General features: G+C 65.4%; 28 protein-coding genes. 11 read left to right on the top strand and 17 right to left on the bottom strand.

The genetic code is table 11. The annotated features are described in order from the left end of the window. Positions 1-17 precede the first annotated feature (17 nt). Genes LOM8899_RS14365 through LOM8899_RS14350 form a run of 4 tightly spaced genes read left to right on the top strand, consistent with a single transcriptional unit; the run spans position 18 to position 2,516 of the window. Positions 18-500, top strand: a complete 483-nt coding sequence (locus tag LOM8899_RS14365) for a helix-turn-helix domain-containing protein (protein ID WP_093992907.1) — start codon at positions 18-20, stop codon at positions 498-500. Continuing rightward, positions 497-1,273: an ATP-binding cassette domain-containing protein gene (locus LOM8899_RS14360; RefSeq protein ID WP_093993020.1), complete on the top strand. Its 777-nt coding sequence runs from the start codon at positions 497-499 to the stop codon at positions 1,271-1,273. The genes LOM8899_RS14365 and LOM8899_RS14360 overlap by 4 nt, the downstream gene beginning before the upstream one ends. Next, a complete protein-coding gene (locus tag LOM8899_RS14355; protein ID WP_093992906.1) occupies positions 1,273-2,058 on the top strand; it encodes a metal ABC transporter permease in 786 nt (261 codons plus the stop codon). The genes LOM8899_RS14360 and LOM8899_RS14355 overlap by 1 nt, the downstream gene beginning before the upstream one ends. Further along, a complete protein-coding gene (locus tag LOM8899_RS14350; protein ID WP_093992905.1) occupies positions 2,055-2,516 on the top strand; it encodes a CAP domain-containing protein in 462 nt (153 codons plus the stop codon). The genes LOM8899_RS14355 and LOM8899_RS14350 overlap by 4 nt, the downstream gene beginning before the upstream one ends. A gap of 72 nt (positions 2,517-2,588) precedes the next feature. Here the strand turns inward: LOM8899_RS14350 and dtd are convergent, their stop codons facing one another. The 13 genes from dtd to LOM8899_RS14285 all read right to left on the bottom strand — a co-directional run bounded on the left by dtd (position 2,589) and on the right by LOM8899_RS14285 (position 13,204). Next, complete coding sequence (gene dtd, locus LOM8899_RS14345; protein WP_093992904.1) at positions 2,589-3,026, bottom strand: D-aminoacyl-tRNA deacylase; 438 nt, start codon at positions 3,024-3,026, stop codon at positions 2,589-2,591. Then, positions 3,023-3,937, bottom strand: a complete 915-nt coding sequence (locus LOM8899_RS14340) for a carbohydrate kinase family protein (protein WP_093992903.1) — start codon at positions 3,935-3,937, stop codon at positions 3,023-3,025. The genes dtd and LOM8899_RS14340 overlap by 4 nt, the downstream gene beginning before the upstream one ends. A gap of 63 nt (positions 3,938-4,000) precedes the next feature. Next, complete coding sequence (locus LOM8899_RS14335; RefSeq protein WP_093992902.1) at positions 4,001-4,663, bottom strand: GNAT family N-acetyltransferase; 663 nt, start codon at positions 4,661-4,663, stop codon at positions 4,001-4,003. Beyond that, a complete protein-coding gene (locus LOM8899_RS14330; protein ID WP_093992901.1) occupies positions 4,660-5,757 on the bottom strand; it encodes a TFIIB-type zinc ribbon-containing protein in 1,098 nt (365 codons plus the stop codon). The genes LOM8899_RS14335 and LOM8899_RS14330 overlap by 4 nt, the downstream gene beginning before the upstream one ends. A gap of 19 nt (positions 5,758-5,776) precedes the next feature. Continuing rightward, positions 5,777-6,184 (bottom strand): hypothetical protein, encoded by a 408-nt coding sequence (locus tag LOM8899_RS14325; RefSeq protein ID WP_245820544.1) that lies wholly within the window; start codon positions 6,182-6,184, stop codon positions 5,777-5,779. A 26-nt stretch (positions 6,185-6,210) separates the two neighbouring features. Beyond that, entirely contained in the window at positions 6,211-6,699 is a 489-nt protein-coding gene (locus tag LOM8899_RS14320) for a cytochrome b/b6 domain-containing protein (RefSeq protein ID WP_245820543.1), read from the bottom strand. A 71-nt stretch (positions 6,700-6,770) separates the two neighbouring features. Then, on the bottom strand, positions 6,771-7,247 hold the full coding sequence (locus LOM8899_RS14315) for a cytochrome b (RefSeq protein ID WP_093992899.1): 477 nt from the start codon (positions 7,245-7,247) through the stop codon (positions 6,771-6,773). Positions 7,248-7,328: 81 nt separating this feature from the next. Then, on the bottom strand, positions 7,329-8,444 hold the full coding sequence (locus tag LOM8899_RS14310) for an SPFH domain-containing protein (RefSeq protein ID WP_093992898.1): 1,116 nt from the start codon (positions 8,442-8,444) through the stop codon (positions 7,329-7,331). A 230-nt stretch (positions 8,445-8,674) separates the two neighbouring features. Then, complete coding sequence (locus LOM8899_RS14305) at positions 8,675-9,586, bottom strand: DUF2927 domain-containing protein (protein WP_245820542.1); 912 nt, start codon at positions 9,584-9,586, stop codon at positions 8,675-8,677. 59 nt (positions 9,587-9,645) lie between these two features. Then, positions 9,646-10,848 (bottom strand): toxic anion resistance protein, encoded by a 1,203-nt coding sequence (locus LOM8899_RS14300; RefSeq protein WP_093992897.1) that lies wholly within the window; start codon positions 10,846-10,848, stop codon positions 9,646-9,648. A gap of 13 nt (positions 10,849-10,861) precedes the next feature. Further along, positions 10,862-11,773: a 5-bromo-4-chloroindolyl phosphate hydrolysis family protein gene (locus tag LOM8899_RS14295; RefSeq protein WP_093992896.1), complete on the bottom strand. Its 912-nt coding sequence runs from the start codon at positions 11,771-11,773 to the stop codon at positions 10,862-10,864. Further along, on the bottom strand, positions 11,773-11,976 hold the full coding sequence (locus tag LOM8899_RS14290) for a hypothetical protein (RefSeq protein ID WP_093992895.1): 204 nt from the start codon (positions 11,974-11,976) through the stop codon (positions 11,773-11,775). The genes LOM8899_RS14295 and LOM8899_RS14290 overlap by 1 nt, the downstream gene beginning before the upstream one ends. 175 nt (positions 11,977-12,151) lie before the next feature. Then, entirely contained in the window at positions 12,152-13,204 is a 1,053-nt protein-coding gene (locus LOM8899_RS14285; protein ID WP_093992894.1) for a pseudouridine synthase, read from the bottom strand. A 65-nt stretch (positions 13,205-13,269) separates the two neighbouring features. Here LOM8899_RS14285 and LOM8899_RS14280 point away from each other — a divergent pair, with 65 nt between their 5' ends. The 7 genes from LOM8899_RS14280 to ribD all read left to right on the top strand — a co-directional run bounded on the left by LOM8899_RS14280 (position 13,270) and on the right by ribD (position 21,489). Then, the gene (locus LOM8899_RS14280; protein ID WP_093992893.1) at positions 13,270-13,725 is read left to right on the top strand and encodes a nucleoside deaminase; all 456 of its coding nucleotides are present in this window, start codon (positions 13,270-13,272) and stop codon (positions 13,723-13,725) included. Positions 13,726-13,811: 86 nt separating this feature from the next. Continuing rightward, complete coding sequence (gene dnaG, locus LOM8899_RS14275) at positions 13,812-15,779, top strand: DNA primase (protein ID WP_093992892.1); 1,968 nt, start codon at positions 13,812-13,814, stop codon at positions 15,777-15,779. A 141-nt stretch (positions 15,780-15,920) separates the two neighbouring features. Continuing rightward, the gene (gene rpoD / locus LOM8899_RS14270; protein ID WP_093992891.1) at positions 15,921-17,915 is read left to right on the top strand and encodes an RNA polymerase sigma factor RpoD; all 1,995 of its coding nucleotides are present in this window, start codon (positions 15,921-15,923) and stop codon (positions 17,913-17,915) included. Between the two features lie 3 nt (positions 17,916-17,918). Then, complete coding sequence (locus LOM8899_RS14265; RefSeq protein WP_093992890.1) at positions 17,919-18,203, top strand: HlyU family transcriptional regulator; 285 nt, start codon at positions 17,919-17,921, stop codon at positions 18,201-18,203. 48 nt (positions 18,204-18,251) lie between these two features. Continuing rightward, positions 18,252-19,820 carry a tetratricopeptide repeat-containing sulfotransferase family protein gene (locus LOM8899_RS14260; RefSeq protein ID WP_093992889.1) on the top strand — a complete coding sequence of 523 codons (1,569 nt, stop codon included), beginning with the start codon at positions 18,252-18,254 and terminating at the stop codon, positions 19,818-19,820. Between the two features lie 107 nt (positions 19,821-19,927). Next, positions 19,928-20,395, top strand: a complete 468-nt coding sequence (gene nrdR, locus LOM8899_RS14255) for a transcriptional regulator NrdR (RefSeq protein WP_093992888.1) — start codon at positions 19,928-19,930, stop codon at positions 20,393-20,395. Next, a complete protein-coding gene (gene ribD / locus LOM8899_RS14250; protein WP_370739358.1) occupies positions 20,392-21,489 on the top strand; it encodes a bifunctional diaminohydroxyphosphoribosylaminopyrimidine deaminase/5-amino-6-(5-phosphoribosylamino)uracil reductase RibD in 1,098 nt (365 codons plus the stop codon). The genes nrdR and ribD overlap by 4 nt, the downstream gene beginning before the upstream one ends. On the opposite strand, the gene LOM8899_RS14245 is transcribed toward ribD, so the two are convergent. The 4 genes from LOM8899_RS14245 to LOM8899_RS14230 all read right to left on the bottom strand — a co-directional run bounded on the left by LOM8899_RS14245 (position 21,486) and on the right by LOM8899_RS14230 (position 26,826). Beyond that, positions 21,486-23,507, bottom strand: coding sequence for a capsule polysaccharide biogenesis protein (locus LOM8899_RS14245; RefSeq protein WP_093992887.1), 2,022 nt, complete (start codon positions 23,505-23,507; stop codon positions 21,486-21,488). The genes ribD and LOM8899_RS14245 overlap by 4 nt on opposite strands. A gap of 12 nt (positions 23,508-23,519) precedes the next feature. Next, positions 23,520-24,653: a polysaccharide biosynthesis/export family protein gene (locus LOM8899_RS14240; RefSeq protein WP_093992886.1), complete on the bottom strand. Its 1,134-nt coding sequence runs from the start codon at positions 24,651-24,653 to the stop codon at positions 23,520-23,522. A gap of 177 nt (positions 24,654-24,830) precedes the next feature. Further along, positions 24,831-26,318 carry a capsule polysaccharide biogenesis protein gene (locus LOM8899_RS14235; protein WP_370739357.1) on the bottom strand — a complete coding sequence of 496 codons (1,488 nt, stop codon included), beginning with the start codon at positions 26,316-26,318 and terminating at the stop codon, positions 24,831-24,833. Positions 26,319-26,373: 55 nt separating this feature from the next. Then, positions 26,374-26,826, bottom strand: coding sequence for an EF-hand domain-containing protein (locus LOM8899_RS14230; protein WP_110521981.1), 453 nt, complete (start codon positions 26,824-26,826; stop codon positions 26,374-26,376). Between the last annotated feature and the right edge of the window lie 41 nt (positions 26,827-26,867).

The raw sequence follows: 26,867 nt of genomic DNA, 5'->3' as shown, positions 1-26,867 counted from the left end.
ACAAGGAAAGAGCCGAAATGGCCCAATCTGCCAGTCCGCAAGGATTTGCCAAACACGATCACGGTGCGTGCAAGCGCAGCGCGATTGCCGCCGCCGAAGTGGCCTGTGCGGCGCGTGGGGCGCAGTTCACCCCGGTGCGCCGCCGGGTGCTCGAGATCCTGCTCGAAGCGCATGCGGCGATGGGGGCCTATGACGTGCTCGAACGGTTGGCGGCCGAGGGGCTTGGCTCCAAGCCGCCGGTGGCCTATCGCGCCTTGGCGTTTCTGACCGAGCAGGGCTTTGCCCACCGGATCGAGCGGCTCAATGCCTTTGTCGCCTGCGCACATCCGGGTGCGGTGCACGATCCGGCCTTCATGATCTGCCGGGGCTGCGGCGCCGTGGCCGAGGCCGAGGGCGAGCCGCCCTTGAGCGCGTCGGCCAAGGCGGCGGGCTTTGTCATTGAACAAACCGTGGTCGAGGCCGAGGGGCTGTGTCCGGGCTGTCAGGAGCCGGCGGCATGACCGCGCTGATCAGTGCCGAGGGCGTCGAGGTCCGGCATGGCAAGGCCGTGGCGGTGCAGGGCGTCAGCCTGAACATCCAGAAGGGCGAGATCGTCACGATCGTCGGCCCGAACGGATCGGGCAAGTCGACGATGCTGCGCGCCCTGATCGGGGCGATTGCGCCAAGCAAGGGCCGGGTGCGCCGCGCCAAGGGGCTGCGCCTTGGCTATGTGCCGCAAAGCCTGCGGATCGACAGCACCCTGCCGATGACGGTGCGCCGGTTTCTGGACCTGCCTGTGCGGGTCAGCGACGCGGCGGCTCAAGAGGCGCTCGAGGCGGCCGGTGTCGCCGGGGTGGCGCAGCGCCAGATGGTGGACCTGTCGGGCGGCCAGTTTCAACGGGTGCTGCTCGCCCGGGCGGTGATGCATGGGCCGGATCTGTTGATCCTCGACGAGCCGACCCAAGGGCTGGACCAGCCCGGGCAGGCGGCGTTCTATCGCCAGATCGAAGAGGTCCGCGCCAAGCTGGGCTGTGCGGTGCTGATGGTCAGCCACGAACTGCACGTGGTGATGAGCGCCTCGGATCGGGTGATTTGTCTCAATGGCCATATCTGCTGTGAGGGCACGCCGGAGGTTGTTCGTGCGGCCCCGGCCTATCGCGAGCTGTTCGGGACCGGCACCGGTGGGGCGCTGGCGCTCTATCGCCATGAGCACGATCACGATCATATGCATGACCACGGCCACGATCACAGTCACGATCATAGTCACGATCACAGCCATGAGGCGGCCGAGTGATGCTGGACGATTTCCTGATCCGCGCGGCCTTGGCGGGCCTCGGCACGGCGTTGGCGGCGGGCCTTTTGGGCTGCTTCGTGGTCTGGCGCCGGATGGCCTATTTCGGCGATGCGACCGCCCATGCGGCGATCCTTGGCGTGGCCCTGTCTCTGGCGTTCTCGGTCTCGGTCTTTGCCGGGGTGCTGGCGGTGGCCCTGGCGATGGCGCTGATCCTGCACCGGCTGGAGGCTCGGGGACCGGAGGTGAACACGGTGCTGGGCGTGCTGGCGCATTCCGCGCTGGCGCTGGGACTGGTGGCCGTGGCGCTGATCCCCGGCACGCGGGTCGATCTGGACGCCTACCTCTTTGGCGATGTGCTGACGGTGAGCCGGGGCGATCTGGCGGTGATCTGGGGCGGGGGAGCCTTGGTGGTCGGTGTCCTCTGGTGGCAGTGGTCGCGCCTGCTGACCGCGACGCTGAGCCCCGATCTGGCCTATGCGGCGGGCATCGACCCGAGGCGCGAGCAGATCATCCTGACGCTGCTTTTGTCGCTCGTCGTGGCGGTGGCGATCAAGGTGGTGGGGGCCCTGCTGATCACCGCCCTGTTGATCATCCCGGCTGCGGCGGCACGCGGCTTTGCCCGGACACCAGAGGCGATGGCGCTGGTGTCCATGGGGCTGGCAGGAGCGGCGGCGCTGATCGGGCTGCAATCCGCGATCTGGTTCGACACGCCGGTGGGGCCAACGATCGTCTGCGTCGCGGCGTTGTCGTTCGCCGGATCGCGGCTCTTGGGGAGATCGGGGTGAGGCTGGCTCTGGCGCTGATGCTGCTGCTCTGGCCGGTCGCCGTGGCGGCGCAATGCGCCGCGCCCGGCAATGCCGCGTCGTTGGCGCAGGGCATATATGCGGGTGTCAATGCGCAGCGCGGCGTGGCCTCGCTTGGCGCTCTGTCCCCGGACCGGAGGCTCGCGCAGGCGGCTCAGGCCCATGCCTGCGATGTTGCGAGGGCAGCCGTGATGAGCCATCGCGGCACGGACGGGTCGAATTCGCACGAGCGTGTCGAGCGAACTGGTTTCCCGACGTGCCTGACGGCGGAGAACCTTGCCTGGGGCTATTCCGATCCCGCGCAGGTGATTGCCGGATGGATGCGCTCGGACGGGCATCGCCGCAATATCCAACTCGACCGGGCCACCTCTATGGGGCTGGGCATCGCGCAGGGCCCGCAAGGTCCGATCTGGGTGCTGGTCTTTGCGCGCAGCTGCTGATCTGCGCGCCGTCTGGCCAATGGCGGACCCTCCGGGGGGGATATTTTTGACCCAAAGAAGATCGGCGCGGCGCTAAAGCTCGAGGCTGATGGTGATCGGGCCATCGTTGGTGAGGCTGACGGCCATGTCGGCGCCGAATTGCCCGGTCTCGGTCGCGATGCCGAGGTCGCGCAGCGATTGCGCAAAGGCGGTGTAGAGCCGTTCGCCGGTGGCAGGATCGGCCGCTGCCGAGAAGCCCGGCCGGTTGCCCCGCGAGGTATCGGCGGCCAGCGTGAACTGGCTGACCACGAGGGCGCTGCCGCCGGTGTCGAGCAGGCTGCGGTTCATCTTACCTGCTTCGTCCTTGAAGATCCGCAGTTTGGCGACTTTGCTGGCCAAGAGCGCCGGCTTGTCGTCGCTGTCGCCCTGCATGGCGCAGACGAGGATCATCAGGCCCGGTCCGCACTGGCCGATCTGCCGGCCGGCCACGCTGACGCTGGCCTGCGTGACCCGCTGGACGAGGGCTCTCACAATTCGTGGGCCCAGGGCGGATTGGCGCCGGGGCGGCTGACGGTGACGGCGGCGGCCCTGGCACCGAGGGTCAGCGCCGAGCGGACGGTAGTGGCATCGAGGTTGCCGATCCGGTCCTTGGTCAGCGCGCCTGATTGATGCAGCGAGGCCAGAACGCCGGCGTTGAAGGTATCGCCGGCCCCGACCGTATCGGCCACCTGCACCTTCAGCGATTCGACAAAGACCGTCTCGTCGGCAGTATAGCCGGTGGCGCCTTTGGAGCCTTCGGTGATGCAGACGAGTTTCGGCCCCATGGCGAGGATGTCACGGGCGAGACCGGCGGAATCGCCGTTGCCCATCAGCCAGTGCAGATCCTCGTCAGAGAGTTTGACGATATCGGCGCGGCTGAGCATCCGGTCGATCCGGGCCCGGTAGGGTGCCTCGTCGACGATGAAGCTCGGCCGGATGTTGGGATCGATCATCGTCACGCGCCGGGCGGATTCGCGGGCCTGCAGCGCCTCGTAGGTGCTGCCGCAGGGTTCGCCCACCAACGAGATGCCGCCAAAGAACAGCGCCTCAGCCTCGACTGCTGGCAGATCGGCCTCTGTCAGCATCCGGCCTGCGGTATTCTCGTCGTAGAAGGCGTAGGTCGCCTGACCGTCCACCAGCCGCACGAAGGCCAGCGTGGTGGGCCGGTCCGCGGTGTGGGCCGGCGACGTGTCGACCTTGGACGCGGCCAGCACCTCGCGTAGCTGATCGCCGAAGAGATCGGAGGAGAGGCCGGAGAAGAACCCCGCCGGCGCCCCGAGCCGACCGAGGGCGATGGCGGTGTTGAACACGGCGCCGCCCGCATAGGGGGCAAACGCGGGTTCCCCTTTGTCAGAGCTGCGCGGCAACATGTCGATCAAGGCTTCGCCGCAAGAGAGTATCATGGGAGGCTCCGAATTAAGGTGTTGGCGCTAACATCGCTGATCTGGGTCGCAAGGGCAAGAACGTCAGCAGTCCTGCAACCGACGAAGCTGCCGCCCATTGCTATCAAAATTCGCCGGATCGCGCCACGCCTCATACCGCGACCGAAGAGCCGGCCAATCCTCGTCCAGCATGGCAAACCACGCCGTGTCGCGGTTTTTGCCCTTTTGGACCATGTGGTTGCGAAAGACGCCTTCGGCCTGAAAGCCGAACCGCAGGGCGGCGGATTTCGACGGCTCGTTGGCATCGTTGCACTTCCACTCGAACCGTCGATAGCCCAGATCGTCGAACACATGGCCGGCCATCAGATACAGCGCCTCGCTTGCCATCGGTGTGCGCGCCATTGCGCCGCCCCAATAGATGCTGCCGATTTCGATGACGCCGTTGGTCGGGTCGATCCGCATGAGCGCTTGCCGCCCGAGCACGGCGTCGCTGGCCTGATCGACAACGGCAAAGAACAAAGGGTCGGCGGTGCCGGAGGCCTTGTCGACCCAATCCGCAATGTCGGCCCGGTCCGTCGGCGGGTATTCGAAGAGCCAGTCGAACCGCGCCGCTTCGCCCGGAGCAGAGCAGGTCTCGAAGAGCCGGTCCGCATGGGCGGCGTCGAGCGGCTCCAGTCGGATCCGTTGCCCGTGATGGGTGATCCGTTCGGGCCGGGGGCGCGGGGACCAATCGGCCAGATACCTCATTGGTTTTGCGCCGCGACATAGGCGATGCCGCCCGCCACGATGAGGCCGACGATCACCGCGAAGGCGATCTTCCAAGCCGAATAGGGCCGCTCGCCCTGCACCTTGCCGGTGCGGGCGTTGACGACGAAGCGGTAGGTCTTGCCCCGATATTTGTAGGCCGCCAGCCAGATCGGCAGCAGGATGTGCTTGAAGGTGATGTCGTTGAACTCGGTCTGGACCGAATGCACCCGCTGTTCGTCGCCGCCGATGTCGCGCCGTGCGTCCTGCCGGATCACCGCGTCCATGCGCTGCTGTGCCTCGGCAAAGCCCTCTTCCAGCGCGATCTGATAGCCTTCGGCCCGGAATCCGGCCAGAAACTGGGGCTTGTAGGCGGTCAACTCCGTCAGATCCCACGGCTCCAGACCGTCGGTGTATTTCTTGGGCAGCGACCGCGACGCCAGCACCAGCACATCGTCAAAGAACCGGGCCACCCGGCCCGAGGCGGGCCGCCAGCGGGTGCGCCGTTCGCGGACGGTCTTGGTCTTGCCGTCGCGGCCGCGCACCGTCTTGGTGACGTAGTAATGGGTGCCGCGCTCGCCGCGATAGTTGGACTTCGTGTCGCTGTCATAGGTCCAGTAGGGCACATAGATGCCGTTCATCGCCCGGCCCTTGCGGGCGTATTCCTGCAAGCCGCCCGGCGCGAACCAGAGCCGTCCGAGCCATTTGGTCATCGCGTCCCGCGCGGTTTTCTCATCCAGCGCAAAGGGGAGCAGGGCGGCCGGCTTGATGTGCCTGTGGGTGCCGGTATCGGTGACCACGGGGGTGTCGCAGAACGGACATCGGGCGGCCTGGCTTTCCTCGCTGTATTCGGTCTGCGCGCCGCAGGACGGGCAGGTGACGACCCGTGTCTCCTCGACCTCGGCCTGACTGGCCTGATGCCGCAGGGTGGCCAGATAGTCGATCTCGCGGATGGCTTCGTGCCGCCCCTCGTCGGCGTCGATATATTGCACATGGCCGCAATGCGGGCAGGTCAGATGGGTCTGGCCGGGGGTGAAATGCAGATCGGATCCGCATCGTTCACACGGGAAGTGGTGCTCTTGGGTCGTGTCGATCATGAATCAATTGGCCTGTAGATCATAGGTATTTGTGCAATGGGCGCGGCATCATCACCCGAAATGCCCCGTCATAGAGCGCCGTGTGCCGCCAGAAGTGAAAGAGCCCGTGAAACGTGCCTGCTGTCAACAGGACAAGCAGCGAAATCCACGCCCCACCGGGTGCGATCAGCCCCAGAAGCTCGGCGCCGTTGATCACCACGGCGCCGCCGAGCAACACATAGAGGCCGATATGCATGGGCCGGTAAATCGCCCGCGCTGTCCCTTGCAGCTTTGGCCCCGGCTTGCCGAGCAGTCCCTTGACCAGCGCCAGCCCGGCCCAGACGGCGCCCATTCCGACAAAGGCCCAGCGGACCGTTTCGTTTGCGGTGCCGCCCTTGATCATCACGAGCACCGCCATCAGCACAGACCAGTGCAGCAGGATGATCACCCCGCGTCGCGTTATCCCGGCCCCGGTCACAGGAACCTGTGCAGTCGCTTTGGCGCCATGATCCGAAGCGCATTGTCGCCCAGACGAACGTGCCGCCAGATGTGAAACCCGGCGTGAAAGACCGCGATGGCCGCGAGCAGGTAGAATTCGATCGAATGGATCAGACCGATCAGGTCGTTCGCCTGTGGCATTCCCAAAGGCACCCCGATCGGCACGATGTCGCCCGCCCAAAGTTGCACCGAGGAGGTCACGCCCAGCCCGAACCCGGTGAGCGCCACGCCGAAGATCCCCCAGATCATCGTCTTGTGCAGCACCGGATGGACCCGCCGTGCCAGCCCCTGCAGCTTTGGCCCCGGTCGGCTGGCCAACCCGCGCCGCATGTAATCCGCCGTCCAGAGCAGCGCCAGCAATACGAAGATCAGCCCCATGACCGAGTGCAGTTGCACGGCCCAGGGTCCGATCCGTTCGACATCGCGTGGCTGCACGAGGACGAACCAAGCGAACAGCGGCACCATGGTCCAATGCAGCGCCTTCAGCGCGGTGCGCCGGTGTGGAAGCAAACCGGCAAGAGAGGGCCGGGGCCTTGTCATTTGCCGGGGCGGAGCATCCGCATCAGGGTGCCGTCCTTCTTGACGAACTGGTGATAGATCGCCATCGCCGCATGGCCCAGAGCCACGATCATCAGCGCCTTGCCCGCCAGACCGTGCAGATCGCCCAGGTCCTGAATGCCCACGATCCATGTCAGAAACCCACCCAAGGGCACGGCGAGCAACATCAGATAGAGCAGCCGGTGCCCCCAGACGGCGGCGGCTTGCTGGATGCCGTCGCCCTCCGGCTCGGGCGCGCCGGTGCGAAGCCGCAGGATGACCCGGACCAGCACCAGAAAGAACACCGTCATGCCCGCGATCGTGTGCACCGTGGGAAAGGCGGCGCCACCGGCCTCCCATGTCTGCTCGGCGATTTCTTCCATGGCGTCGTGGGTAAAGAAGGCCACCAGAACGCCGATGGCGGTGAGCCAGTGCAGGGTGATCTGGGCGGTGGAGTAGCCGGTGCGCTGTGCCATTTTGTCATCCTGTCATGGGTTGCTGTCATGTTGGCCCGCTAGGCGGGCGGGCGCGAGCGCGGTGTACGCTCGCGCCGAAAGTCAGACGCCCGGCGGTGGTGGCGGCGGCAGCACGGTGAAGAGTTGCGCCAACTCGCTCACGTCGCCTGCCTTCATCCAGCCGTCCTGTCCGGCGGTCCAGACCATGCTCTCGCGGGTCAATTCGCCGCTGGAGACCTTTTGGCCCATCGTCGCTTTACTGAACGGGCCGGTGGTCGCGCCGTTGGCCGCGATGTGCCAGACGTGCTCGACCGGCGGCGGGGGCGGTGGCGGCGGAGCGGCGGCATGTGGTGCCTGCTGCGGGACCGGCCCCCATGGCCCGGCGGCCATGCCGCCCATCGCCATGCCAAGGCCCATGCCCATGCCGGCGCCGGCCATGCCGGGATTCTCGGCCGCCTTGCCCATCGCCTCGGCGGCGGCGAACTGGCTATAGCGGTTGAGATCGCCCATCACGCCCATCGAGGTGCGTTTGTCCATCATCTTCTCGACCTCGGCGGGCAGCGAGATGTTTTCGATGTAGAATTCCGGGATGGACAGGCCGTAGGCCGCGATGGTGGGCGCGATTGCCTGCGTCACCAGCTTGCCCATGTCGGCGGTGTTGGCGGCCATGTCGAGGACGGCGATGCCCGACGACGCCAGCACGCGGGACACCTCCTGCACCACGACGTTGCGGATCTGCATGGAGATCTCATCGCTGGTGAATTCGCCGTCCGTGCCGACGATCTCGGTCATGAACTTGGCCGCATCCGCAACCCGCATGGTATAGGAGCCGAACGCCCGCAACCGCACCGGCCCGAATTCAGGATCGCGACACATGATCGGGTTCTTGGTGCCCCATTTGTTGTCGGTGAAGCGGGTGGTGTTGACGAAATAGATCTCGGATTTGAACGGAGATTTGAAACCGTGATCCCAATGCTGAAGCGTGGTCATGATCGGCATGTTGTTCGTCTCAAGCATATAGAGCCCGGGGGTGAACACATCGGCCAGCACGCCCTCGTGGACGAAGACGGCGGCCTGACCTTCGCGGACCGTCAGCTTGGCGCCGTACTTGATCTCGTGGCCTTCGCGCTCGAAGCGCCAGACCATCGTGTCGCGGGTGTCGTCGGTCCAGTGAATGACGTCGATGAACTGGCCGGAAAGAAAATCGAGAATGCCCATAGAGCGGCTCCTTCGGGTACTGCGTGCAGGTGAGAGACTATGTATCGGGGAGGCAAATGCAAATGAATGTCATGGCGGCCGGGTCCGTGCCCCGATCGTCGGGCAGCGCGGTCTGGCGGGGGCGCGGGCCGGAAATGCCGTTGCGCCAACAGCCAGCGGCGCTTTGGCTCCGCTCAAAGCTTGAATGCTGGCCAGATCGCCGGGCCGCGCCTCGAACATGGCCGCCCCGCTCAACTTTCGCCCCCCAAAAGCTCCGTCGCGATCCGGCGCGCGATGGGGGCGGCTTCGGCGGCGCTCATGCCGGGGGAGAGGCGCGGATCGTAGAGCATCCTGAGCAGCATCTCGTCATGCGTCGTCAAAAGCCCGAACTCCTCGTCATCGTTGAAGATCGAGGGCCGCGCCTGCGGGCTGTCGTTTGCGAGGCCGAGCCCTTGGGCCAGCTCTTCGTGGATGCAGGCAAGGCGCAAAAGATCGGGGTGTTCGCCCCGGATCAGCACGACCGCCTTGGAATAACTGGGTGCGCCGCCTTCGGAAAAGGCGATCACGAGGCACAGAGTATCGCGCGGCGGGAACATGAATGCCCGCAGCGAGCTGGGCGTGATCCCGGGCACCAGCTCGCGCAGCCGCGCCTCGGAGGCGAGCCGGTCGTCTTCGTTGAGCACGAGAACGTGGAAATTGGGGTCTTGGTCCGTCTGGCGGATCGACAGCCCGGTCAGCCGGGCCAGACGCGCGCCGTAGGTCGAGATCGAGCTTTGATCCCGGTCGCGCTGTGCCTGCGGCACGGTCGCGCCGAATTCGACAGCCATCCGGATCGGCTGTTCCCAGCGGCGCAGGCGACTGAGAGTGGCCTCGGCGACCAGTTCGTCGCCTGCTGTGACGTATTCGTCAAAGAGCGCGATGCGGATGAAGTTTCGCGTCAGCATCACGTCGGTATAGGGTGTATCCGGCCCGCCACCGTCGCCGCGCATCAGCCCCTGGCTGAGCAGATCGTTCTGCAGGCGCTGGTAATGCACGGACAGCGCCAGACTGGCCTCTGACCGCTCGGGCAGAGGTGCCTCCGGCTCGGGCGGCAATTCGACCGTCAGTTCCGGCGGTTCCGGCTCGGGATCGGGGGTGGTCGCCAGGTCTTGGCAGCCTGCCAAAAGGGCCAGAGCAATGGCTCCGGCCCCGACCAGTCTGTGTCTTTGCCCCGTGCGGATGATCAGGCCCCCCCGGCAGGGTTGACCGAACCGCCGACGTTTTCGCCTGTGCCGGTGGCGCGGGCGCGTGCCGACGACAGGGTGTCCTTCAACTCGGCTTCCATCTTCTTGAGATCGGCCTCTGCTTCGGCCCGCTTGCGCTTGCCTTCGTCGGCGATCTGGAGGCTTTCCTCGATGGTGGCGATCAGGTTGGCATTGGCGGATTTGACCGCCTCGATATCAAACACGCCGCGTTCCATCTCGGTGCGGATCATCTTGTTGGCCGAGCGCAGGTTTTCGGCATTCGCGGTGAGCAATTCGTTGGTCAGATCGTTGGCCTCGCGGACGGCCTTCGCGGCCTCGGCGGAGCGCTGGATCGTCACGGCCTGCGCCAGCTGGGTTTCCCACAGCGGCACGGTGTTGACGAGGGTCGAGTTGATCTTGGTGACCAGCGACTTGTCATTTTCCTGCACAAGCCGGATCGAGGGAAGCGACTGCATCGTCACCTGACGGGTCAGTTTCAGATCGTGGACGCGGCGTTCCAGATCGTCGCGCGCCGAGCGGATGTCGCGCAGTTCCTGCGCCTTCATCACGCCCTGATCCTCGGGGGCGGCCTGCACTTCGGCCTCCTTGGCGGGGATCGTGACCTCGTCGAGTTCCTTGATCTTGGCCTCGCCGGCCGAGATGTAGAGCGCCAGTTCGTCGTAGAAGTCGAGCGTCTTGTCATAGAGCATGTCGAGCGACTCGATGTCCTTGAGCAGCACGTGCTCGTGCTTCAGCAGGTCGTCGGTGATCCGGTCGATTTGGCCCTGAACATCCTCGAAACGCGCGGCAAACTTGGCCATCGGCGCGGCCCGGCCCAAGAGCTTTTCCCAGAAGGTCCGCTCGCGGCGCACGTCCAGTTCGCTGATCGAGAAGCCGCGGATCGTGGTGACGATATTGCGCAGGCTGTCGCCGGCGGGGCCGACGTCCTTGTTGCGCACGCCGGCCAGCATCGACTGCGAGATGACCTGCAATTCGGCCTGCGCCGACGATCCGAACGACACGATCGAGTTTGTGTCGGACATGTCCAGTTCGGACATGCGCTTGCGGATTTCCTCGCCCACGGGGGCGGGTGCGTCTTCGAGCACGACGATTTCGTTCTTTGGCTCCGGCAGCACAACGGCTGTCACTTTTTCAACCTCGGCAAGAGCTTGCTGGGCTTGGTCGCGGATCGTGTCTGACATGTGGTGTCCCCTGTTACTCTGGCTTAACGCCTTCGCGCTGCAAACGATCCCGCAGCACTTTGATTTCGATGTCCATGTCCGTCCGGTCCCCGATCAACAGCTTGTCGGTGCGGGCGGCGAAGTTCTCTTCAAGATCGGTCAGCAGCGCTTCATAGTCGGCCCGGACAGTTGGCTCCGACTGGCGTCGGTAGAGGTCGACGAACTTCACCGTCGCGTCGCGTGCCCCCATCAAATAGACCCCCAGATACTTGCGCGCCTCGGTGAGGTCGCGGGGGTCTTCTTCGACGGTGCGGATCATCTTGCGGGCCATCGCCTGAAAGCTGGCGACGCGCAGGTCGAGCTTGCGGTCCTTGAGGCTGGCCACGTGGTCGGCCATGGCGGCGAGATAGGCTTCGGCCTCGTCGACGACGCGGGCGACCCGGTCTTGCTGAAAGGTGTCGATCCCCTCGACGCGCTTGTCGCTGAGCGGGTCGATCCCGAAGGCCACGAGGTGCAGCGCCCCGGCGATTAGGCCGTAAAGCCCCGAGGCCACCACCGAATTGTCGCCGGTGCTGGCGGCAAGCCCGATCCCGAGCGTGGCGCAGACGGCGGCGATGATCTTGCGCGGCAGGGCCGGTTTGCGGGCGATGGCGCGGGCGTTGTAGGCGGCCTCGGCACGCAGGCCATCGCGCAGAAGCCAAGCCCCCAGCGTCAACAGAGCGGCACCGATCAGCGCCAGCGTGAGCGCCACCGCGCCTTCGTTGAGCGAGGTAAAGACCAGCACGACGACGGGCACGAACATGATGTTCGCCCGCGCCCCGGCCGCATCGACCCGCGCCTCGTCCTTGCGCGCCGCACGCACCGCGTCCTTGCGGGCCTTGTCCGCACCCGCGGCCTGCGCGACGTCTTTATCCGGGCTGTGCTCGCCGCCGAACCGCTGTGCCATCAGAGGCCTCCGATCACGCCGGACACGACCCCGAACATCAGGATGATCAGCAGGACGTAGGCGATATTCTTGACGCTTGCAGGCATGAACGAGTCCTTGGATTGGCGCGGGGCGGGGCTGGGGGCTTTGATCAACGACATTACCGACGTAACAGCAATTACGACAGCGGAGAACATCAGCAAGAGCAGGATCAGTCTGGTCATGCGGGTTTTCGGGCCTTTGACAAATCAATTGAGCGAATGTGCATCATCAACATATGGTCAATTGGCCCCGAAATGCGAGAGGCACGCAAGGGCGGGTTTGCCTGACCTTGCACGGATCGGCCGGATTCCGGCGCGAATCCGAGCTTTTTCGGATGGTTTGGCGGGGAAAGGCCGCTCAGCTTTCCCCTTTGGGCCGGGGCTTCTGGCCCGGGCCGGTCCGTTTCGCCAGATGTGTGCGAGCCGATTTCGTGCCTGCGCTGCGCGGCGGCCGATTGCCGGAGCTGTCGCCGGATGTGTCGCCGGGCTTGGCGCCATGCGACCGGAACCCCGCGCTGCGCGGCGTCTTGACCCCGTCGGCACGGTCGGCCAGCGTGATCCCGGACGTGCGCCGTCCGGCCCCGGTCGGCTTGCCGCTGAATGGCTTGCCGCCCGGTTTCGGGCCGGGTTTGCCGCCCGGTTTGCCACCAGCGCGGCGGCGGACGGGCTCCGGACGGTCCTCGAGCCCCAATTGATCGCGCACCACGCGTGGCTTGAGTTCCTCGACTTCGCCGGATTTCAGATTGCCGATCTGGAACGGGCCATAGCTGACCCGGATCAGCCGGTTCACCTTGACGCCGAGCGCATCCATCGCCCGCCTGATCTCGCGGTTCTTGCCCTCGCGCAGGGACACGGTCAGCCATGCATTGGCGCCTTGCTGGCGGTCGAAGGTGACCTCCATCGGCTGATAGCTGACCCCCTCGACGGTGATGCCGCGGCGCAGGATGTCGAGCTGGTCTTCGCTGACCGCACCGTTGATCCGCACCCGGTAGCGCCGGAGCCAGCCGGTCGCGGGCAGCTCGAGCTTGCGCTTGACCTCCCCGTCGTTGGTCAGGATCAGAAGGCCCTCGGAGTTGAGGTCGAGCCGACCGATGCTCATGACCCGTGGCAATTCGGGCGGGAGCGCGTCGAACACGGTGGGGCGGCCCATCTCGTCGCGGGCGGTGGTCACCACGCCCTTGGGCTTGTGATACAGCCAGAGCCGCGGCGGATCGGGCGGGCCGATCGGCTTGCCATCGACGCTGATCCGGTCGCCCGCGCCGACATTCAGCGCCGGGCTGTCGATCCGCTTGCCGTTGACCGCGACGCGGCCCTCGGCGATCATCTTTTCCGCATCCCGCCGCGAGGCGACGCCTGCGCGGGAGAGCACTTTGGCGATACGGTCGCCGTCTGGTGTGGGTTTGTCGGTCATAGACATCGTCCTATCCGGGAATTGCGCCCCTTGCCAGAGCCTGCTGTGCCGGGCCATGTGGAGACATGAGCTTTACCTCGCATATGGATTTGGCGCTGGCAGAGGCCCGGGCCGCGGCCGACAGGGGCGAAGTGCCCGTGGGGGCCGTCGTCGTCTCGGAGGCGGGCGAGGTGATCGCACGTGCGGGCAACCGCTGCCGCGAGTGGCACGACCCCACGGCCCATGCCGAGATGCTGGCCATCCGCGACGCCTGTGCCGCGCTGGGGCAGGAGCGGCTGACCGGGGCGTCGCTCTACGTCACGCTCGAGCCCTGCCCGATGTGTGCGGGTGCGATTGCCGCGGCGCGGGTGGCGCGGCTTTATTATGCCGCCTCGGACCCGAAATCCGGTGGCGTGGCCCACGGCGCGAGGGTGTTTGCCCATCCGCAGTGCCACCATGTCCCGGACGTGTATGACGGCATCGGCGAGGTCGCGGCGGCTGCCTTGCTGCGCGGATTCTTCGAGCGCCGGCGCGGCGGATAGTCCGGGCCCCTCCGGGGGGAGTTTTTTGGCCAAGATGAAGGGGCGGACGTCTCGACTTTGCCCACAATTGATCGGATACTGCGCAGATGAGTTTGCCCCCCGGTTTCATTGACGAATTGCGTGGTCGCCTGTCCCTTGGGCAGGTCGTCGGTCGCAAGGTGATGTGGGACAACCGCAAATCCAATCCCGGCAAGGGCGACCTCTGGGCCTCGTGCCCGTTTCATCAGGAAAAGTCGGCCTCGTTTCATGTCGATGATCGCAAGGGGTTTTACTACTGCTTTGGCTGTCATGCCAAAGGCGACGCGATTTCCTTTGTCCGCGAGACGGAGAACGTGGGCTTTATCGAGGCCGTCGAGATACTGGCCCGCGAGGCCGGGATGCCGGTCCCTCAGCGGGATCCCAAGGCGCAGGAAAAGGCCGATCAGCGTAGTGTTCTGGCCGATGTCATGGAGCAGGCGGTTCAGTATTACCGGATGCAGTTGCGCATGGCGCCGGCCGAGGAGGCCCGCGCCTATCTGGATCGTCGCGGTCTGACTGCCGAGGCGCAGGCCCGTTGGGAGATCGGCTTTGCCCCGGATGCCCGGCAGGGTGTGTTTCGCGCCTTGGTGGAAAAGGGCGTTTCCCCCGATCTGATCGTGGACGCGGGACTGGCCGCCCGCCCGGACGGCGGCGGCGATCCCTATGACCGGTTTCGGGGCCGCATCATCTTTCCCATTCGCGACGCGAGAGGGCGCGCCATTGCCTTGGGCGGTCGCGCGATGGACCCGAACGCCCGTGCCAAGTATCTGAATTCGCCGGAAACCGTGCTCTTTGACAAAGGCCGCAGCCTGTATAACCACGGCCCGGCCCGCGAGGCGGCGGGCAAGGGGGCGGTGCTGGTCGTGGCCGAGGGTTACATGGACACGATCGCCCTGAGCGAGGCGGGTTTTGGCGCGACCGTCGCTCCGCTCGGCACCGCGGTTACGGCCGACCAGTTGCAGCTGATGTGGCGCATCTCGCCCGAGCCGGTGATTGCGCTGGACGGCGATACCGCCGGGCTGCGTGCCGCGATGCGTGTCATCGATCTGGCGCTGCCGCTGCTGGAGGCGGGCAAATCGCTGCGCTTTGCCCTGATGCCGCAGGGCATGGACCCTGACGATCTGATCCGTGCCCAAGGTGCCGGGGCCATGCGCGCCATTCTGGAGAATGCGCTGCCGCTGGTGCAGCTGCTCTGGCGGCGCGAGACGGAAGGCAAGGTCTTTGACAGCCCGGAGCGCAAGGCGGCGCTCGACAAGGTGCTCCGCGACGCGATCAAGGTGATCCCCGATCCGTCGCTGAAATCCCATTACGGCGAGGAGCTGAAGGAGCTGCGCCGGGCCTTGTTCGGCGCACGCCGCCCGGCGGCGTCGGGCCGGCGGTCCGGCAAATGGTCTGCCGCGCCGGCGCCCTACGGTCAGGCGGCGACGGTCACCGGCGGCGCCAAGGCGTCGATGTTCGCGGGGGGCGCCGCGGGGATGGAGGATCACCTGCGCGAGGCGGTGATCCTCGCGACGATCGTGCTGAACCCGTCGGTCCTCGCCGGATTCGAGGGCGAGTTGGAGCGGATGGAATGCGCCGATCCCGACCACGCCGCCCTGCGCGATTCGATCCTGCATCACGCACTGGCCGCCGATCTGAGAGCGGCCGTGTCCGACGATCTTGGACAGGGAGTCCTTGAAAAGCTTTTGGCGCAACGCCATGTGGCCATTGTGCCTGCCGTGCGTCGCCCCGGCGATGACGATATTGCCCGGATGTGCCTGGCCGAAGAGCTTGCCAAACTGAATGCGCGGCGCGGGCATGCGCGCGAAGTGCAGGACGCATTGGAAGATCTCGATGGCGCGGCCGACGAGGGCCTGACATGGCGGTTGAGCCAGGCCGCCGCGGCATTGGACCGGGCCGGGCGCGGCGATGGGGAGGATAAGGCGGAGTATGAAACAGGACAGAATGGCGCCCGGATGCGCCGAGACGAACGCACCGCCTTTGACGATTTGTTAGGCGGAATCGATTTTGCCAAGAGCAGTAAACGCCCTAGATAACCAAGGAGTCGACCTCCTTGGAGCAACAGGTTAACTACAATCGCTTAGAACACGGTTGCGAATCACCCACCCTGACGATTGATTCGTTTTAGACGAGTTGAGCCGAATCACCCGGACAGGAACACGATCAGGAGCCCCTTAATGGCCGCGAAAGACAACGACGATCATTCCAAGGACGACGAGCAAGACGGCGAGATCAACCTCGATATGAGCCAGACCGCGGTCAAGAAGATGATCGCAGAAGCGCGTGAGCGCGGCTATATCACCTATGATCAGCTGAATGCCGTGCTTCCGCCCGATCAGGTCAGTTCCGACCAGATCGAGGACGTGATGTCGATGCTGTCGGAAATGGGCATCCAGGTCACCGAGACCGAGGAAAGCGAAGAGGCCGAGGACGACGGCAAGTCGCGCGAAGTGGCCACCATTTCGGGCGGCCGCGACGTGGCCATCGGCGGCGCCGAAGCCGAGAAGCTGGATCGCACGGACGACCCGGTCCGCATGTATCTGCGCGAGATGGGCTCTGTCGAGCTGCTGTCCCGCGAGGGCGAGATTGCGATTGCCAAGCGGATCGAGGCCGGCCGCAACACGATGATCCTCGGGCTTTGTGAAAGCCCGCTCACCTTTCAGGCGATCACCATCTGGCGCGACGAATTGCTCTCCGAGGATATTCTGCTGCGCGACGTGATCGACCTCGAGGCGACCTTCGGCAACCAGCTGGGCGAGGACGGCGAAGAAGCCGTCGTCGAGGCACCTGCCGCGCCAGTGGCCGACGGTGCCGCCAAGCCGAGCGAAGGTGCGACCGAGCTCGACGCGGACGGCAATCCGATCGCCACCGACGACGACGACGACGAAGACGAACAGGCCAACATGTCGCTCGCCGCGATGGAGGCCGCGCTGAAGCCCCGCGTTCTGGAAACGCTGGAAGTCATCGCGCACGATTTCGGCCTGTTGTCTGAAATGCAGGACGCCCGGATGTCGGCGACCCTGAACGAGGATTCGTCCTTTACCGAAAAGGAAGAGGGCACCTACCAGAAGCTGCGCTCCGAGATCGTCGAGATGGTGAATTCGCTTCACCTGCACAACAACCGGATCGAGGCGCTGATCGACCAGCTCTACGGCATCAACCGCCGCATCATGTCGATCGATTCGAGCATGGTCAAACTGGCCGACCAGGCCCGCATCAACCGCCGCGAGTTCATCGACGAATACCGTGGCCGCGAGCTCGACCCGAGCTGGCTCGAGGAAATGGCCGAGAAGTCCGGCCGTGGCTGGCAGATGCTGATCGAACGCTCGACCGGCAAGATCGAAGAGCTGCGTGCCGAGATGGCGCAGGTGGGCCAGTATGTCGGTGTGGACATCGGTGAATTCCGCCGCATCGTGCAGCAGGTCCAGAAGGGCGAGAAGGAAGCGCGTCAGGCCAAGAAGGAGATGGTCGAGGCCAACCTGCGCCTCGTGATCTCGATCGCCAAGAAATACACGAACCGCGGTCTGCAATTCCTTGATCTCATTCAGGAAGGCAACATCGGCCTGATGAAGGCCGTGGACAAGTTCGAGTATCGCCGCGGCTACAAGTTCAGCACCTATGCGACGTGGTGGATCCGTCAGGCGATCACCCGCTCGATCGCCGATCAGGCCCGGACCATCCGTATCCCGGTCCATATGATCGAGACGATCAACAAGCTGGTCCGCACCGGCCGCCAGATGCTGCACGAAATCGGCCGCGAGCCGACGCCCGAGGAACTGGCCGAGAAGCTGCAGATGCCGCTCGAAAAGGTTCGCAAGGTGATGAAGATCGCCAAGGAGCCAATTTCGCTCGAAACGCCGATTGGCGACGAGGAAGACAGCCAGCTTGGCGACTTCATCGAAGACAAGAACGCAATCCTGCCGCTGGATTCCGCCATTCAGGAGAACCTGAAGGAAACCACGACCCGCGTTCTGGCCTCGCTGACACCCCGCGAAGAGCGTGTCCTTCGGATGCGGTTCGGCATCGGGATGAACACCGACCACACGCTCGAAGAGGTCGGTCAGCAGTTCAGCGTGACCCGCGAACGTATCCGCCAGATCGAAGCCAAGGCGCTGCGCAAGCTCAAGCATCCGAGCCGGTCGCGCAAGCTGCGGTCCTTCCTGGATCAATAGGCCATGTCGATTCTATCCAAACTCTTCGGCGGCAAGGGCAACGCTGACGCGGCAGAGCCTTCTGTCGCCGCCGAGGAGTATAAAGGCTATAAGATCACGCCCACTCCGGCGCAGGACGGCAAGAGCTATCGGATCGGCGCCCGGATCGAGAAAGAGATCGACGGCGAGGTGAAGGTCCATGACCTGATCCGTGCCGATACCCTGCCGGTGCGCGAAGACGCCGAGGCCGCATCCGTGGCGAAAGCCAAGGTGATGATCGACCAGATGGGCGACAGGGTTTTCCGCTAGGCGCTCTGCCTGTCGCGCCCTGTGTTGCGGGCTACATCGGGGGAAGCCATGCTGGACAAAGCCAAGGCGCTGGCCAGTGCCGGACGCCTGCAAGAGGCGGCGAAGCTTTATGACAAGCTGATCGCCGACAAGCCGCGCAATGCGGTGATCCTTGCCGGGGCGATCCAGTTCCACAACCGCTATTCCCGACAGTTCCCCAAGGCTTTGGCCCTGTCGGAGACGTTGCTGACGCTCAAGCCCAAGGCCGTCGAGAGCCATATCCTTGCGGCCGAAAGCGCGCTGAATTGTCAGCGCCTTCGCGCCGCCCTTGACCATGCCGAAACCGCCCTGCGCCTCGCCCCGGATCAGCCCGATGCGCTGTTCATCGCGGCGGCTGTCGATATGGCGCTGAACCGCCACGAGGCGGCGTCGGGCAAGCTGGAAGCGGCCTTGCGGCGCGATCCCGACCACCTGCCATCGCGGATCCAACTGGCCCGCGCGATGCAATCGGCCGGGCAGTTGACGGAAGCCGAAGCGATGGTCCGCTCGATGCTCGACGCGCACCCGGACAACGCCACCCTGTTGCCGCTGCTGTTCAGCGTCGCGACGATGAGCCGGGACGACCCGCATGTGCGGCGGCTGACCGAGTCGACGATCCCCGCGCTGCGCAAGCTCGGCGGGCCGCCCTTGGCGGATGCCTTGCGGCTGCTGGCCAAGGCCCAGACCGACTTTGGCGATCACGAAGCGGCGTTTGCCACGACGACAGAGGCCAAGGCCGCGGCGCCGATGCAGCGCGATACAGAGCGCTACGCCGACTTCATCGACGCGCAATGTTCCAAGATCGACGCCCGGTCCTTTGACCGGCCCGGTGGCAGCGACAGCGACCGCCCGGTCTTGATCGTGGGGATGCCGCGCAGCGGATCGACCCTGCTCGAACAGATGCTCGCGCAGCACCCCCAGATCGAAAGCGTCGGAGAAAGCCCGGCCTTGCGGGTGATGACGCAGGAGTTGCGGATGGGCCTGCACGTGGCCGAGGATATGATCCGGGCGATCCGCGAGGTGCCCGAGGCCGCCGCCGCCCGCTTGGCCGTGCGCTATCTGGAGGAAACCGCACCGATGCAGCCGGGCACCACGCGCGTCATCGACAAATCCCTGCACAATTTCGAATTGCTCGGGTTCTTTGCCAAGCTGCTGCCCAAGGGGCGGATCATTCACGTGCTGCGCGACCCGCTCGACACTTGTGTGTCGTGCTATCTGCAACCCCTGTCGCCGTGGCACAGCTATACCCAAGACCTGCAAGGACTCGGCCGCGCCTATATGCAGCATCGCCAGCTAATGGATCATTGGGCCGAGGTTCTGCCCAACCCTGTGACGCAGGTCCGCTACGAGGCTTTGGTCACAGAACCTGAGCAAACCCTGCGGGGGGTTCTGGAGGGGATGGGTCTGCCGTGGGACGACAACTGTCTGGCCTATGAGCAAAGCGCCAACCGTAGCAAGACCCTGTCGGCGAGCCAGGTGCGTAAACCTTTGTATCAAAAGGCAATCCAACGCTGGCGGCAGTATGAGGCTCACCTGGGTCCGCTCAAGGAGGAGCTGCGCCCGCTCTATCCCGATGGCTGGACCGAGTCCTATCGGTAACAACATCAAGGGTTCGGTTTTGGGGTCTACCCAAATGCTAGAGGTGCTCCTATAGTGTTGGGCATAAGTGGGGCAAACCCACAACAGGCAGAGACGAGGACAGGCCCATGCGTTGCCCCTTTTGCGGAAACGTCGATACACAAGTCAAAGATTCACGCCCCGCCGAGGACCATGTTGCCATCCGGCGGCGACGGTTTTGTCCGGCCTGTGGCGGACGCTTTACCACTTACGAACGTGTGCAGCTGCGCGATCTGGTGGTCATAAAATCCAATGGTCGCCGCGAGGACTTTGACCGCGACAAGCTGGAGCGTTCGATCCGCATCGCGCTGCAAAAACGCCCCGTCGAGCCAGAGCGCATGGATCAGATGATCTCGGGTATAGTGCGCCGGTTGGAGAGCATGGGCGAGACCGACATCACGTCGAGCCAGATCGGTGAGATCGTGATGGAAAGCCTGGCCCGGATCGACACGGTTGCCTATGTCCGCTTTGCCAGCGTTTACATGAATTTCCAAGCGGTTGGCGATTTCGACAAGTTCATGGACGATCTCAGGCCGACCCCAAAGCCCGAAGAGTGAGCCACCCCGACGACAGCCGGTTCATGGCCCTCGCGCTGACGCTCGGCGCATGGGGACAGGGCCGGGTTTGGCCCAATCCTGCCGTGGGGTGCGTGATCGTCGCGGGCGGCCGGATCGTCGGTCGGGGCCGCACCGCGGATGGTGGCAGACCTCACGCCGAGGTCGTGGCATTGGCGCAGGCCGGCCCGCTGGCCGAAGGGGCCACGGCCTACGTCACCTTGGAGCCTTGCGCCCACCATGGCCACACCCCGCCCTGTGCCGAGGCTTTGATCGCGTCCCGCGTCGCCCGCGTCGTCGTGGCCTGCACCGACCCTGACCCCCGCGTTGCGGGGCGCGGTATCGCCAAGCTGGAGGCCGCCGGCATCACCGTCACGACCGGCGTGTTGGAGGCGCAGGCCCGCCGCGACCACGCCGGCTTTTTCGGCAAGGTTGCCGGCACCGCGCCTTGGGTGACGCTCAAACTGGCCAGCTCGGTCGATGGCCGGATCGCCACCGCCACCGGCGAGAGCCAGTGGATCACGGGGCCCGATGCTCGCCGCATGGTGCATGCCATGCGTGCCCGCCACGACGCGGTGATGGTGGGCGCCGGCACCGCCCGTGCCGATGATCCGATGCTGACCGTGCGCGGCATGGGCGTGACCCGGCAACCCGTCCGCGTCGTCGTCTCCCGCAGGTTGGACCTTCCGACGGACAGCGCCATGATCCGCAGCGCCAGAGAGGTGCCGGTGTGGCTTTGCCATGACGCGGACCTTGAGGCCGGAGTCGTCGCCGAATGGCAAGAGCGCGGGGCGCTGTGCCTGCCGTGCGCGATGCAGGGCCAACAGGTCGATCCGGCCTCGGTCCTTGCCGCATTGGCGGGGCAGGGGCTTACGCGGGTCTTCTGCGAAGGCGGCGGAGGTCTGTCCGCCGCGCTGCTGGTCGCAGGACTGGTCGACGAACTGGTGGTCTTTGGTGCGGGCCTCGTGATCGGTGCCGAAGGCACCCCGGCGATTGCGGCGATGGGGCTGGATCGGCTGGCCGAGGCGCCACGCTTTGATTTGATCGAAACGCGCGCCGTCGGCCCTGACACTATCCAGCGCTGGCGCCGCCGCTAGCGCCAGAGATGGGCGTAACTGGCAAAGGCCCCCTGCAGCTTGGCAACGATCCGGTTCAGCCGTCCAGGAGCGGGAATATTGCCGCGAAGCAATCGGTCGACGACCACTTCGACAGGGCAGGGCCGCCCGGTGACTGGATCGTGATAGCGCGGATAGGCGATCAGCGTGGCATAGGCCAGAGCGACGATATCGGGGTCGGCCGCCCGGCGCGGGATCGGCATGGCCCGATCATCGGTCAGACCCCAGCCGGCATAGAACGGCTGGCCGAGGCAGGTCACCCGCTTGCCCCGCAAGAGCGCCTCAAAGCCCAGAGCGGAGGTCATCGTCCAGACGTCGTCCACGGCGGCCAATGCGGCGACAGGATCGGTGTGGGTCAGCACTGCATCTGCAATGTCGCCCGCGTTCGGCACTGTGCCGGGGCGCAAACCGGCCTCCACATCCGGGTGCGGCTTGTAGAGGATCACAGCCGCGGGATTGGCCGCACGGGCGGCCTCGAGCAGACCCAGATTGGTGGTCACCTCCTTTGCGCCCAGCCGGATCGAGGCGTCATCTTCGACCTGACCGGGCACCAGAATGCGGCGACCGGCAGGCAGACCGGGGGGCAGATCGGCGCCGCCGAGATTGTATTTGGTCAGCCCCTTTGAGGTGAGCGTGCGGATCAGGCGCTCGGCCCTGCGCCGCTCCGTCTCGGGCAGGGTGCAGGCATCGGCGATCAGATGCTCCAACCGGCTGGGGCGGTTCGGGTCGTAGTATATCCCCAGATCGTCGCAGACGAGGCTGAGCGGCGCGATCAGATCGGCCCCCAGCCCGCGCGAGCGCAGGAACCCGTCCTCGATCCGCACAGCGCCGGCGGCCTCCAGCGCGTCGGTCGATTTGCTCGACCAGACCATCAGACGCTTGCCCTTAGCGGCCTTGATCGCGGCGTCGCCTTCGGCAAAGCGCATAGGCGCGTAGCCGCCAAACACCTGTTGCAGCGGCTTGCGCTTCCACAACCGCATGCCCGCGCCGACCCAGCCAAGGTGATCCTCGCGCCACGCACGGGCCTCGGCCTCCAGCGTGGCGATCGCGTCCTCCAACTGGCACAGGCGGTCGCGGTAGGGATCATACCAGCGCGGATAAAGGATCATCGCGGCGGCAAAGAGCTGCGCCTTGGTCAGCCTGCGCTGCCGGCGGTCCAGCGGCTTGCGGTCGTCCGTCAGGCCCCAGCCCATGTAGAACGGCTGACCGAAAACGACGGGTTTATGCCCGGTCAGGATCGCCTCGAACCCGAATTGCGACGACACGGTGTAGACCGCGACGGCCCCGTCGAGCAGGGCATAGGGCGAGATCGCATCGGCGTAGAATTCGACACCCTCGGAGAGATCCTCGGGCCGGAAATAACCCTTGCGGTGGCCCATCGCGGTTTCCGGATGGGTCTTGATCAGGATACGCGCACCGGGGTTTTCCTCGCGGGCGCAGAACAGCATTTCGAGAAAGGTGTTGCGGTCGGCGGTGCTGGCCTTGACCGAAGCGTCGCCGTGGGTCTGGTCGATGACCAGCACATAGCCGGGATCGGGTGCGGGCGTGGCCGGATCAAAGGCGTTGTATTTCGACAGATGCACCGATTGCAGCCTCTCGATCGCGGCGCGGGCGCGATTGAGCAGGGCGGTATCGTCGAGCGGCTCTTCGGTGAGGATCACCTCCAGATCCGAACGCACGGCCGGGTCGAAATGCACGCCGCGCTTGTCGAGGTGCAGACCCAAGGGGGGTTGGCCGTCGCGGCCGGGCAGGACGGAGCGCAGGAACGCATCCTCGACGCGCAGGATCGGGCTGTCGGTGCGGGCGGCGACCGCCTCGCCGCGCGGGCTGGTCGGGCTTTGGCCCCAGACGCCGACCATATCCTCCGGCCCCGGCTTGCCCAGACGAATGTCATAGCCCGCCAGATCGAGGATGCGGCGGACACGGCCTTGGGTCAGAAACCCGCCGTTATAAACGTAGAGCCGCCGCGGAGAGGACCCCGCGGCGGCGTTCTGGTCCATGTGGGACAAGGGTCAGAGACCCGAAGCGGTGGCCAGCGCATCCCCGGCGCTCAGCGTGCCCGTCAAAGCCGAGATCACACGGTCGAACTGCACGAACGGCGCTTCGGTGACATAGACCGTGTCGCCATCGCGGATCGCGAAGTCGCGGGCAAAGAACATGCCGTTGGGGCGGGTCAGATCGAGCACGTAGATCACACGCTGGGTGCCGACCAGATCGTTGCGGCCGACGAGCTGGCGGGCAATCGATTCAGGCTCGTTGCGGAACACGAACACGCCCGTCGGGTCGGCCGCGACCGACGACAGACCGCCGACCTGCGCCAAGGCTTCGATGGCCGAAATGGTCTGGCTCTGGAACGGCACGTAGCTTTGCGTTCCGGTGGCGCCGAGGGCGGTAAAGGTCCGGTCGTCTTCCTCGACGATGATCCGGTCGCCGCCGCGCAGAGCGATATCATGGGCGGGGTGATCGTAGAGATCTTCGAACCAGATGGTGCCGGTGTGATTGCCGCGCACGACGGTGACCTTGGCGATCTCAGGCTCGATGGCAACGCCGCCGGCACGGGCGAGCATGTTGGCCAGCGTCCGTGTGGGGCGCTCGATGGGATAGACGCCCTGTGCGCCGACGCCGCCTACGATCGAGACGGTCGAGCCGTCACCGGCGAGGCGCCGGACCTGAACCTGCGGATCGGGCGTCTGCTCTTCGAGCTTTTCGGAAATGATCCGGCGCACAGCCTCCGGGGTGTTGCCCGCGGCGCGCACGCGGCCCGCATAGGGCACAAAGATGTAGCCCGCGCCGTCGACCTGCACTTCTTCCAGAACGGTGGCGTTCTGGCCGGCGGGGACGAGGAGCCCGTCATCGACGTTCTCCCAGATCGTCAGGCCAAGCACGTCGCCCGGGTTGATCGTGTCCGACCCGAGGGTGGCGGCATTCTCGAAGCCTTCGGCAAAGGCCAGCGCCGGTGTCACGCCTGCGATCAGGTTCACACGGTCATCCACGGTCAGGACGAAGGCATCGCCCTGCTCCATCACGGAGCCGGAAAAGATTTCGGCCCGGTTCGGACCGGGACGGGGAAGGCCACAAGAGGCCACAAGGCTGAAGGCTACAACGGCGGTCACGCCGCGCGCCAAGCGCACTGTCAGGGAAGTCACTGCTCGGTCTCCTCGACCTGGTTTTTGTTCTGCCTCAACTTTTTCTTTCAACCTACGGGAATCCCGCCACAAAAGCCATATGGCCGCGGCGAACCGAGTGCGTCGGGCGGAAACGGTGTTGCGCCATTGCCGCGATTGTTGCGTGAACGGGGGCGCTGCCCCAAGGTCTGGTGGCTGCTACTGCACGATGCGCAAGGGCTGGCGCGGAGCGGCCTTGCCGGATTTAAGCGCATCATACGGATCTTCGTCGTCGAGCATCATGTCGACGACCTGCCGCATCAGATGCCGCCGGCCCTTGCTGGAGTAGAACCCGCCGGGAACCTGACTGGTTTCGAGCAGGTAACGCCGGTAATCCTTGTAGGCTTTGGTGTCGGGCCTGCGCGGCTGCGCAAAGAACTCGGCGAGGGGCTGCGTCGCCACGAATTCCGGCTTGGCATAGACCGCGCGGCCAAAGGTCTTGAGCGGGATGCCCCGCCAAAGCACCTGCTGCCCGGCGGTGGAATTGACCGTCACCGCGGTCCGGGCGTGATCCAGAAGCCGGGCGAGCTTGCCGCCGCGCACGTAATGCACTCGGCCCGTGACCCCGTGCTGCCGGGCCAGTTCCTTGATGATCCGGCGCACCGGCGAGCGCCCGTTTTCCAGCGGATGCGCCTTGAACACAAGGTGATGATGTCGCGGCGCGCCGGCGGCAAATCCGTCGATCACCACTTCCAGAAACTCGCGCATCCGGGTGAAGGGCGAATGCATCTGAAAGCTGGCATCATGTTCGAGTTGCAGCAACACGAGATGATAGGGAAAGCCGCCGTACTTGATCCGGGTCGTCGCCAGCATCCGCTCGACCGCCGTGTAGGGCATCAGCAAGAGGCGGCGGGTATAGAGCATCGTCTCTTTGCCTACGGGCAGCTCGCGATGGCCTTGAAACTGGCGGTAGTCGCCGTTTCGAAACATCACGAACCAATGATACAACGCCCCGTAAAACACATGCTGGCGCATATCGCCCCAATGGGCGGGCGGCTCGGGCACGTCCAGATCCGACATCTCCAGCGCCTTGGTCATCTGCGGCACGGTCATGTCCATCAGGCGCGAATGCCCGTTGGTGCCGCCCCGCTCATAAGTGACCCAATAGGGCCGCATGTAGCCTTCTTCGAACACATGAACGGTCAGGCCCGCCGCCTTGGCGGCCTCGACCGCGCTGGCGTGGATCGGGCGGGTGTCGCCATACAGCACGATATCCGTGATCCGATGTTCGTCGATCAGTGCCCGGAAGGTGTCGGGCCATGCTTCGTGACTGTCGCGAAACGGGATATAGCCCGGCGCGCCGAACCAGAACGCCCTGTCGCCTGCATTGAAGCCGACACGCCATACCTCTGCCCCGGCCGCCCGGAGCATTTTGGCCAGCCGGTGGAAGAACGGCCCGTGTGGGCCTTGCAGGAAAAGGAAACGTCGAGGCTCTGTCACTTTGTGCTCTTGCTGCCCGGAAATGGTTTCCACTTTATGACCCCCGGTTGGGGCAGGAATATGACGCGCCTGCGGGGCAGGGGCAAGGCGGGGTTCCGACACTCCGTCCAGCAGTTGCACGCCTGCGGCCCATGCTCCAATGCCCCGCTGCGCCCGCGGCACCCCGTGCGGGGCCGAGCCGCCGCGCATCGAATACCTCCGGGCCATCAGGCCAATGCGCCTTGCGCTACAGCCTGTTCGCGGCCCCTTGGTATTACCCCGCTCAGCCGACGGTGCCAAAGACCTCCTGCGTCTCGCTATCGCCGGCTTCCGGCGCATTGGTCGGGGTCGGCGCCGGCTCTTCCGTCACGTTGCGGTTCTGAAAGATGCTCAAGAGCAACGCACCCGCGGCCACGGCAATCGGATGAAGCCGGCCGGGGCCGTCGCCGCGTCCCATATCGGCCTCAAAGTCCGCCGTCTGGGCAAATGCGTCCAATTCCCCTGCCGACAACAGCCCGTCGCTGTCCCCGTCGATCTTGGCAAACAAAGCCTCATCCACCTTCGCGCCCGCTTTCGACTCACCGACCTCAGTCGCCGAAATCTGGCCGTCCCCGTCGGCATCGAGGCGGCCGACGATGGTCTCGCCCGACATGGGCGGCGCGGGCGGTGCTGGCGGACGGTGGGCCGCAGCTCTGAGCGCCATCATGCCGCCGGGCATGGATACGGGAAATGTCATGATCTGCCTCCTTCAAGCGATGTCACGTCGGCAGTCAGGGT

Source organism: Flavimaricola marinus, from assembly GCF_900184895.1.
GTDB classification, from domain to species: domain Bacteria; phylum Pseudomonadota; class Alphaproteobacteria; order Rhodobacterales; family Rhodobacteraceae; genus Flavimaricola; species Flavimaricola marinus.
The sequence above is the reverse complement of the archived record's forward strand: the minus strand, read 5'-3'. Positions and strand labels throughout refer to the sequence as shown.